Annotated in this window: 9 protein-coding genes and 1 pseudogene; all 10 read left to right on the top strand. The window is 36.8% G+C overall.

Going from position 1 to position 10188, the window contains the following annotated elements; translation table 11 throughout:
* Positions 1–380 (top strand): annotated as a pseudogene (locus FYJ53_RS18580) (capsular polysaccharide biosynthesis protein CapF); the annotation flags it as partial.
* 89 nt (positions 381–469) lie between these two features.
* Positions 470–1594, top strand: coding sequence for a non-hydrolyzing UDP-N-acetylglucosamine 2-epimerase (gene wecB, locus FYJ53_RS18575; protein ID WP_148430650.1), 1125 nt, complete (start codon positions 470–472; stop codon positions 1592–1594).
* Positions 1594–2334 (top strand): glycosyltransferase family 2 protein, encoded by a 741-nt coding sequence (locus FYJ53_RS18570; RefSeq protein WP_090412695.1) that lies wholly within the window; start codon positions 1594–1596, stop codon positions 2332–2334. The genes wecB and FYJ53_RS18570 overlap by 1 nt, the downstream gene beginning before the upstream one ends.
* Positions 2334–3476, top strand: coding sequence for a glycosyltransferase (locus FYJ53_RS18565; RefSeq protein ID WP_090412692.1), 1143 nt, complete (start codon positions 2334–2336; stop codon positions 3474–3476). The genes FYJ53_RS18570 and FYJ53_RS18565 overlap by 1 nt, the downstream gene beginning before the upstream one ends.
* Positions 3418–4710, top strand: coding sequence for a lipopolysaccharide biosynthesis protein (locus FYJ53_RS18560; RefSeq protein ID WP_090412690.1), 1293 nt, complete (start codon positions 3418–3420; stop codon positions 4708–4710). The genes FYJ53_RS18565 and FYJ53_RS18560 overlap by 59 nt, the downstream gene beginning before the upstream one ends.
* Complete coding sequence (locus FYJ53_RS18555) at positions 4694–5950, top strand: O-antigen ligase family protein (protein ID WP_148430652.1); 1257 nt, start codon at positions 4694–4696, stop codon at positions 5948–5950. The genes FYJ53_RS18560 and FYJ53_RS18555 overlap by 17 nt, the downstream gene beginning before the upstream one ends.
* A 29-nt stretch (positions 5951–5979) precedes the next feature.
* A complete protein-coding gene (locus tag FYJ53_RS18550; RefSeq protein ID WP_090412665.1) occupies positions 5980–7332 on the top strand; it encodes a UDP-glucose/GDP-mannose dehydrogenase family protein in 1353 nt (450 codons plus the stop codon).
* Complete coding sequence (locus FYJ53_RS18545) at positions 7322–8506, top strand: DegT/DnrJ/EryC1/StrS aminotransferase family protein (protein ID WP_227930240.1); 1185 nt, start codon at positions 7322–7324, stop codon at positions 8504–8506. Before FYJ53_RS18550 ends, FYJ53_RS18545 begins: the two co-directional genes overlap by 11 nt.
* A gap of 2 nt (positions 8507–8508) precedes the next feature.
* Positions 8509–9090 (top strand): acyltransferase, encoded by a 582-nt coding sequence (locus FYJ53_RS18540; RefSeq protein WP_090412662.1) that lies wholly within the window; start codon positions 8509–8511, stop codon positions 9088–9090.
* A gap of 1 nt (position 9091) precedes the next feature.
* Positions 9092–10171, top strand: coding sequence for a Gfo/Idh/MocA family protein (locus FYJ53_RS18535; RefSeq protein WP_148430654.1), 1080 nt, complete (start codon positions 9092–9094; stop codon positions 10169–10171).
* Positions 10172–10188 lie beyond the last annotated feature (17 nt).

Raw genomic sequence — 10188 nt, 5'->3', positions numbered from 1 at the left:
ACAGCCGCGGCTCCTTCACCGAGTTCATAAGAACCCCCGACCGGGGCCAGGTATCCATCAACATCTCAAAGCCCGGCATCACCAAAGGCCAGCATTGGCACCACACCAAAAACGAAAAGTTTCTGGTGGTCAAGGGAAAAGGCCAGATCCAGTTCCGGAAAGTGATCGGCGATCAGGACGATAAAGAAAAAGCGGAAAGAGAAGAAAAAGAAGCCGTCATCAGCTATCACGTCACCGGCGAGAAGCTCGAAGTCATCGACATCCCCACCGGCTATACCCATAACATCATCAACGAGGGCGAAGAGGACATGATCACCGTCATGTGGGCCAGCGAAGCCTTCGACCCCGAAAAGCCCGATACCTACTTTTTAGAAGTGTAAAAAAGACGGAGTATAAAACATAAGGATATCAACAAGAAAATTCATTTCAGATGAATTGTATCAAATAAAAAAGGAAAGCAAGAGAAAAGATGAAAAAACTCAAACTCATGACCATTTTAGGCACACGGCCCGAGATCATCAGACTCTCCGCCACCATCAAAAAATGCGACAGGTACTTTAATCATATCCTCGTCCACACCGGACAAAACTGGGACTACACCCTCAACCAGGTTTTCTTTGAAAACCTGGGCCTGAGAGCCCCCGACCACTACCTGGACAGCGTGGGCAAAGACCTGGGCGAAACCATGGGCAACATCATCGCCAAGTCCTATGACATCCTGAAAAAAGAAAAGCCCGACGCCCTGTTAGTCCTTGGCGATACCAACTCCGCCCTGTCCGCCATCAGCGCCAAGCGCCTTAAGATCCCCATCTTCCACATGGAAGCCGGCAACCGGTGCTGGGACTGGAACGTGCCCGAAATGGTCAACCGCACCATCGTCGACCACATCGCCGACATCAACCTGCCCTATACCGAGCACTCCAGACGCTACCTCCTAAGCGAAGGCATGGACGGAAAGACCATCTTCGTGACCGGCAGCCCCATGCGGGAAGTGCTCAGGGACCATGAAGCAGAGATTGAGCAATCAAAAGTCCTGCAAGAATTAAACTTAAAGCCTAAAGGATATTTCCTGCTCTCCGCCCACCGGGAAGAGAATATCGACAACGAAGACAACTTTATGTCCCTCATGGAAGCCATTAATCACATCGCTGAAAAGTATCAGCTGCCTGTCATCTACTCCACCCACCCGAGAAGCAAGAAGATCATCGAAAAGCGAAACTTTAAATTTCATCCTCTGGTGACCAACATGAAGCCCTTCGGCTTCTTTGATTACAACAAGCTTCAGAAAAACGCCTACTGTGTGCTCTCCGATTCCGGCACCCTGTCCGAAGAGAGCGCCATGCTCGACTTCCCAGGAGTGCTTATAAGAACCTCCACCGAGAGGCCAGAAGTCTTAGACAAAGGCACCATCGTCATCGGCGGGATCACCGGAAAAGAAGTGGAACAGGCCGTAGAGCTGGCGGTGAATATGTTTGAAAACCAGGAAGAGACCATCATGGCCGAGGATTACGCCGACACCAATGTGAGTGTGAAGGTGGTGAAGGTGATTCAGAGCTATGCTGGGATTGTAAAGAGAACCGTGTGGGGACAATAATGGAAGAATCAATTAAATGCTTTAGTTATTCAGTTTCTGTTGCTATGGCTACATACAACGGAGAACGTTTTTTATCCCAACAGTTGGATTCAATACTTGTACAATTAGCAGATTCAGATGAATTGATTATTTCAGATGACGGTTCTACAGATAGTACACTTCGTATTATACGAGAATACCAGAAAAAGTATAAGCAAATAGTATTAATAGATGGTCCTCAAAAAGGTTATGTATTTAACTTTGAAAATGCAATTAAGAATTGTAAAAATGAATTGATTTTTTTATCAGATCAAGACGATATATGGTGTTTTGATAAAATATCAATAGTTAAGCAACTTTTCAACAAAAATGAAAAGCAATTATTGCTTATGCATAATGCAAAATTGATTGATAAAAAAGGGGAATTATTGAATAAAACGTTATTTGAGATTAGGCCACCTAAAAAAGGTTATGCAAGAAACATTCTTTCAAGTTACTATTTTGGCTGTTGTATGGTTTTTAAAAAAGAACTAAAACAATATATTTTACCATTTCCTAAAACGGTTCCAACTCATGATCAATGGATCAGTAATATTGCTGAGAAATTAAAGTTAACATTTTCAAGTCAAGAAACACTGATTATGTATAGAAAACATGATAATAATAAATCAACGAAGCTTACATTTTTTAATAAAATTAGGTTCAGAATATATATGTTAAAAAGCTTATACAAACAGAATAAAAAGTATGGAGGAATTTAATGAAAATTGTTCATGTTGGATTAACCGCTTATTTTACAGAAGGAATGAGTTATCAAGATAATTTATTAACAGAACAAAATATCAAAGACAGACATGAAGTAATTTATATTACAGACTGTCAACAATATTTAAATGGAAAAGCTGTAAATGTAGAACCCGAAGATACAGTTTTAACTAATGGAGTTAGATTAATACGCATTCCGTTACATAAATATGTAAATGATTATGTTAGTAAGAAAATAAAACGAGCTGATGAATTAGAATTATTATTAAATAAACACAAACCAAATATGATTTTCTATCATGGAATAGGGGGTTATGAATTAGAGACAGTAGCCAAATATAAACGAAATCACCCCGATGTTAAAGTATGCGCAGATTGTCATGCAGACTTCAATAATTCGGGAAAAAATTTTATTTCTAAAATGATAATACACAGAGGATACAATCGCGTGCTGATCAAGAAATGTCTACCTAATATAGATCATATTTTTGCAATATCTTATGAGGCTAAAATATTTTTAGAAAAGATGTATGATATACCAAAAGAAAGAGTAGAAATGTTGCCTCTCGGAGGTATCATTTTTGAAGAAACAATAAGAGAAAAAAAGCGAAAACGAAGAAGAGATGAATTAGGATTAAGTAATGAAGATATTTTAATCGTTCATTCCGGAAAGATGGACCGACTAAAAAGAACCAAAACAATACTTGATGCATTTCAGAAAATAAAAACAAAAAAAATATATTTGGTTATTATTGGAGAATTTAGTGAAGATATGTGGCCGGTTGTTGAGCCAATTATAAAAAAAGATCCACGTATTCGATTTTTAGGATGGAAGAATTCAGAAGAATTATTAGAGTATTTGTGTGCGGCGGATCTATATATACAGCCTGGTGGACAATCAGCAACCATGCAGAATGCTGCCTGTTGTGGCAGTGCATTGGCCTTATATCCACATAAAAGCCATAAGAAGCTAATGGGGGAAACGGTTTTTTACATTGATACCGTTGAAAGCATTCAACGTTTATTAGAAGAAATCAGTGCTAATCCTAAAGTGTTAGAAAAGAAAAGAAGGGCATCTTTTGAACTGGCAAAAAAAGAACTTGATTATAAAGAACTGGCAAAACGAATATATGTTTAAGCAAAAAAAATTTTTCAAATACTTTAAACAAAGAATTAACTTTTTGCAAGATGTTTCCTTAAATATATTTGCCTCTTTTATGATGACGGGTATCTTGCAAATCGTTGTCTATCCTTTTTTAGGTTCACATATGAGTGCAGATTCATATGGGCTTTTTCTTACACTCATTGGCATTGTAAATATTATTTCGGTTACACTGGGAAATTCTTTAAATAATGTGCGTTTATTAAGAGATACGACATACAAAGAAAATAAAACAACCGGGGACTTTAATCTGATCAATCTTGGTGCAGTTATTTTAATCACGATTATTACGCCATTATGTATCTTGTTTTTTAGTCGGGAGTCTCTTTTTTCATTAATCCTGATTATGGGCATCACAATTCTTAGTTCTTGTAGATCTTATTACTCAGTAGGATACCGGTTGGTTTTAAATTATAAAAAATATTTAAAACAATGTATCGTTTATTGTTTAGGAGCACTGATAGGGCTTTTCTTTACTGCATACTCGGGTATCTGGCAATGGGCTTTTTTATCAGCTGAGGTTTTTTCTTGTATTTATATCTTTCTAACATGCAAAAATCTTTTTAAAGAGACTTTTCGACCTACAAAATTAATGAAAGGCACATTAAATGAATATGGTTTTTTAATTAGTGCTTCTTTAATAGGAAATGTATTAACTTATCTGGATCGATTGTTGCTGTATCCTATTTTGGGCGCAGAAAATGTTTCTGTCTATTATACAGCCACTCTTTTTGGGAAAGTTCTTGGCATTGTAATGGGACCAGTTGCAGGTGTTTTGCTGAGCTATTATGCTCGAAAAAATTCATTAAGTTTAAAACAATTTTGGGTGCAATGCTCAATTGCGTTAAGTTGCTGTTTTGGATTCTATTTGGTAACAATTCTATTGGCAAAACCCATTACAGGATTACTATACCCAACATTGATTGATCAGGCAGTACATTATATACCCATTGCAAATCTTTCTGCAATTGTCTTGGTTGCAGCTGGAATAATACAGCCAGCAGTTCTGAAATTTTGTAAAACAAGCTATCAACCAATTGTGCAGATCATCCATCTTATTGCTTATATTGGGTTGGGAACTACAATGGTTCAAAAATTTGGGTTATTTGGGTTTTGTATCGCAGTATTAATTGCGAATTCAGTTAAGGTTATGATGTTGCTGATCATTGGCCATTTTTCATTGAGGAATAACGATGAATATAAAAGTTGATGAGATAATTGTTTTTATAATAATATTGATGCAGGAGGTGTTTTTTGTTGTAACGGCAATGTTTGGTTATGTATATCTTGGAAGTGAAAACAGTAATAGTTATACACTGTTTTGTGTATCCATGTTTGTTCTATCCTTTATTCTTTATTTTAAAAATAGTATTTTTGAAAGAAAAATTAGAATTAAAGAAGTCCTGGTTCTTTTTATAGCTGTGATTATTATAGCACTTGCAGGTTTGGAGTATATCCTATCTCAAACAATAAATTCGCGATATATAATGAGCGTACTATATTTTGTGTGTTTTTCGGTTTCTTCTATACTTGCAGGTTTATATTGTGTAGAAAAAAATATCGTGCCAAGATTAGTTAAGTGGTTTGATATTTATAATATTATTGCATTTATTATTTTGTTCAGTATTGTGATGAATAATTTTACAAAAAATGCATATTTTCAGAGTGCAGGGGCTTTTAATTACCAGGGAATTTCATATATTTTGGGATTTACAGGCGGTATTAATTTTTACTTGATTTTTTATGGGGAGAAATATCAGAGGTTTAAATTTGCACAAACAAAGGTATTTTTAACATTTCAAATACTGTTGTTTATAGGACAGTTTACTGCTTGTTTGTTGACTGGTGGAAGAGGCGGGTTTATTCTTTTTATGAGTTATATTATTTTCATCTTATTAATAATTGTTCGAAAAAAACAAATAAAAAAAATACCAAAATTAATAATAATATTTTTAATAATAATACTCTTTTTTTTAGTTTTTAGTAATGTTCTTATAGACAACTCACTTTTTGAAAACAGTATAGATCGTATTGTATCATTCATTTCACCGGCTGGAGGTATCAATTGGGAAGCTACATCTCAAAGAAATATTGTATATTTGGAAGCAATAGCGATGATTTTTAAAAGGCCGTTGATAGGATATGGTTTTTGGGGATACCTAAACACCGCTTTTGGTATTAAATGGGGCTATCCACACAACTTCTTTTTAGAAGCATTGCTCCAGGGAGGAATCATATATTTTTTATTTAGTTTAATCCTTTTGATTATTTGCATTTATAAAATAAAAAAAATTATTGCTTTTAATCCTAATTATGAATTTTTATCAATATTAGCAATATACCCAGTTATAAATTTGATGATGAGTGGGACTTATGTCACAAACAGTTTGTTTTGGTTTGTATTAACAATTTTATTATCAAAGGACAATAAAAAAACAACGTATTTTTAGAATAATTATTAAACAAAAATGGAGAAATAATGAAAACAGGAATAATCGGAACCGGATACGTCGGCCTGGTACAAGGTGTGATACTCTCAGAATTTGGTATGAATGTTTTGTGTATGGATGTATCCGAAGAAAAAATCAAAAAATTGAAGCAAGCAGAATCCCCCATTTATGAGCCAGGACTCTCTGATATGCTAAAGAAAAATATTGAGTCAGGTCGTTTGTGCTTTACAACTGATATGAAAAAAACGGTAGAAGAAAGCGACGTCATCTTTATTGCGGTGGGAACCCCAGCACAGGAAGATGGAAGCGCAGACCTTCATTATGTGATGGATGTGGCAAAAGAAATCGCTGGATATATCAATGATTATAAAGTCATTGTCGATAAATCGACGGTTCCTGTTGGAACAGGAAAGAAGGTCAAGACAATCATCGAGCAAGGGATTTCAGAACGAGGACTTGACATAAAGTTCGATGTAGTGTCCAATCCGGAATTTTTACGGGAGGGAAAAGCCATCAGTGACTGTACTAATCCTGACCGGATCGTTATTGGATCAGAAAGCGAAAAAGCACAACATATTATGCGTGAAATTTATGATGTCTTTAGTGTCAATCAAACACCGTTTGTTTTTACCAATATTGAAACTGCGGAAATGATTAAGTACGCATCCAATGCTTTTTTGGCAGTAAAAATATCTTTTATTAATGAGATGGCATTACTGGCAGAAAAAGTTAATGCAGATGTTCAGGAAATTGCCCGAGCAATGGGAATGGATGGAAGAATTTCACCTAAGTTTTTACATGCAGGTCCAGGTTTTGGGGGCAGTTGTTTTCCTAAAGATACAAAAGCCATTGTCCGGATTGGAAAAGAAAACAATTTGGAAATGAAGGTTATTCAGGCAGCGATAGAAGCAAATGAAAAACAAAAAGAAAAAATGGTGGAAAAGATCAAAGGTGCAATGGAAAAAGACGGCGGGATAAAAAACAAAATTATTGCAGTTTTAGGTCTATCTTTCAAGCCGGAAACCGATGATATGCGGGATTCCCCGGCGCTGGATATTGTAAAAGGACTTGTACAGGACGGTGCAAAAATACAAGCTTACTGTCCGGAAGGTATGGAGGAAGCAAAATGGCGTTTTAAAGATATTGATACGTCCATCAAGTATATGAATAACGAATACGAAGCAGCAAAAGATGCAGATGCATTGGTAATCATTACCGAATGGTATCAGTTCAGAGCGCTCGATATTGACCGCATCCAGAAAAATATGCGAGGACAATATTTCTTTGATTTGAGAAATATCTATGTTAAAAAACAGGATATGCTGAAAGGCTTTGAGTACCATGGCGTTGGCGTGACAAGGAGAGAAAGCTATGAGTTGTGAGATGATCCCATTGATGAATGTATCAAGACAATATACCTCCATTAAGGAAGAAATAGACACCATAGTTCTGAAGGTACTCGCATCAGGAGCCTACATTTTGGGCGATACCGTTAAGGCGTTTGAAGAAGCTTATGCAGACTATATTGGTGTAAACTATGCAGTTGGTGTCGGCAATGGCACCGATGCGTTGGTCATCGCCTTAAAAAGTTTAAATATTGGAAAAGCTGACGAAGTAATTACTACCGCCATGTCTTTTTTCGCAACAGCGGAAGCAATAGCAGCTGTTGGCGCAACACCTGTATTTGTCGACTGTACCGAAGACACCTTTTTGATTGATCCGCAAAAAATAGAAGAAAAGATCACCGTGAAAACAAAAGCCATCATTCCAGTTCATTTGTATGGGCAGTGTGCAGATATGGATACGATTTTAGGAATTGCGGAAAAGTACAAACTTTATGTGATCGAAGACGCTGCCCAGGCAGCTGGAGCAGAATATAAAGGAAAAAAGGCCGGATCAATGGGTGATATAGGATGCTTTTCTTTTTTTCCCACAAAGAATTTGGGCTGCGCTGGCGATGGCGGTATTATTGTGACAAATCAGAAATCGGTTTATCGAAAGAGCCGAGCCTATAGGGTACATGGCAGCGGATTAGATGGGCAGTTTACCTATCAATCACTTCAGGGGATTGATAGTACAGAGGAATTTGATTTTAAAGAAAATTTGCCTAAATACTATAATTTTGTTATTGGTTATAACTCACGTCTTGATGCGCTTCAGGCTGCTATTTTAAAAACAAAGCTTAATCACTTAGATAATTGGAATAAACAACGAAGAATAATTGCAGAAAAGTATAATCACCAGATTTTCAATCCTAAAGTCACGTTGCCATATATTGCAAAAGAAAACCAGCCTATTTTTTACGTTTATATGTTAAAGGTTAAAGAGCGGGATGGTTTCAGAAAATATTTAAAAGAAAACGGAATTGAGACAGGCGTTTATTTTCCAGTACCTTTACATAAACAAAAGGTGTTCGAGTCATTGGGCTATCAAAACGGTGATTTTCCGAATGCGGAAATGGTGGCAGATCATACTGTAGCCATTCCAATGTTTCCAGAGCTATCGATTGAAGAACAAGAGAAAATTGTGAAGTGTGTAAACCAATATACGGAGTAAAAATGAAAAGAGATTATTATATCCATGAAAGCAGCTATATTGGAGAAAACGTGACTGTAGGAGAAAAAACAAAAATTTGGCAATTTTGTAACATAATGGATGGTGTTTCTATTGGAAAGAACTGTAATATTGGACAAAATGTTTTTATGGAGCAAGGTGTGAAAATTGGAAATAATGCGACGATTAAAAACAACATTGCACTTTACACAGGTGTCGTTTGTGAGGATGATGTGTTTTTAGGTCCCAACTGCGTTTTTACTAATGTGATCAATCCAAGAAGTTTTATCTCTCGAAAAAAAGAATATCGTCCAACACTCGTCAAGAAAGGCGCTTCAATCGGAGCAAATGCCACTGTGGTGTGCGGATCGACCATAGGCAGTTATGCCATGGTTGGGGCAGGAAGCGTTATTACAAAAGATGTTCCAGACTATGCGCTGGTTTACGGAAACCCAGCCCGATTAAAGAGCTATGTATGCCAGTGTGGCAAAAAACTTACAAAAAGTAACGAATATTATGTTTGTTCAGAGTGTGGAAAGAAATACCGCATTTGTAAAGAAAATAAAATCAAACTGATAGAGGTATGAAATGAATTATGCATTAATAGGTTGTGGGCGGATTGCCATCAATCATATTACAGCTGTAAAGAACAACCAATTAAATTTAGTCGCCGTCTGCGATGTTGTACCAGAACATATGGAAATGTTGTTAAAAAAACATCAACTTGAAGATAAAAAAGAGATTAAACGTTATTTAGACTATAAAAAAATGATTGAAGAAAATCAGATCGATTTAATAGGAATTGCGACCGAAAGCGGACTTCATGAAAACATCGCGTTGGACTGCATTAATGCAGGGATTCACGTTATTATTGAAAAACCCATGGCAATGAGCATCGAAGGTGCCGACGCGATTATTAAAGCTTCAGAAGAAAAAAAGGTTAAAGTAGCGGCCTGCCATCAAAATCGTTTTAATATAGCCGTTCAAAAAATGCGCAAAGCAGCGGAAGAGGGTCGTTTTGGAAAGATATCCCATGGATCCATAAACGTTCGATGGAACCGGGATAAGAGCTATTATGACCAGGCGCCCTGGCGCGGCACCTGGGCCCAGGACGGCGGCTGTCTGATGAATCAGTGTATCCATGGTATTGATTTACTGCGGTGGATGATGGGCGGCGAAATCGAATCCGTCTATGGTGTTACCCGTCAGCAGTTTCACCATTATTTAGAAGCCGAAGATGTTGGAATGGCAGTTATACAATTTAAAAATGGTGCTATCGCAACAGTCGAAGGAACAACAAATGTCTATCCTAAGAATCTTGAAGAAACCCTGTACCTATTTGGAGAAAAAGGAACAGTAAAACTTGGTGGGAAGTCGACTAATGCCATTGATGTCTGGGAATTTGAAGATGCGACGGAAGAAGAAAGAAAAGAGAATACAGGATTCTTCGAAGAAACAAGCAATGTTTATGGAAATGGGCACACGAGTCTTTACCATGACATGATTGAATCGATTGAAAAAGACCGAAAGCCTTATGTGGATGCTCATGCAGGTAAGGATGCGCTTGAGTTGGTGTTGGCGATTTATAAATCAACAAATGAAAATAAAAAAATTAATTTACCATTGAAAGAATGTGCAACTAACAGTTTTATTGGTAGATTTAAATAATCCCCACAACTTAACAT

The sequence above is a fragment of the Eubacterium sp. BL-380-WT-2B genome (assembly GCF_009696115.1).
GTDB classification, from domain to species: domain Bacteria; phylum Bacillota; class Clostridia; order Eubacteriales; family Eubacteriaceae; genus Eubacterium; species Eubacterium callanderi.
This window is presented reverse-complemented; position numbering and strand designations above follow the sequence as displayed.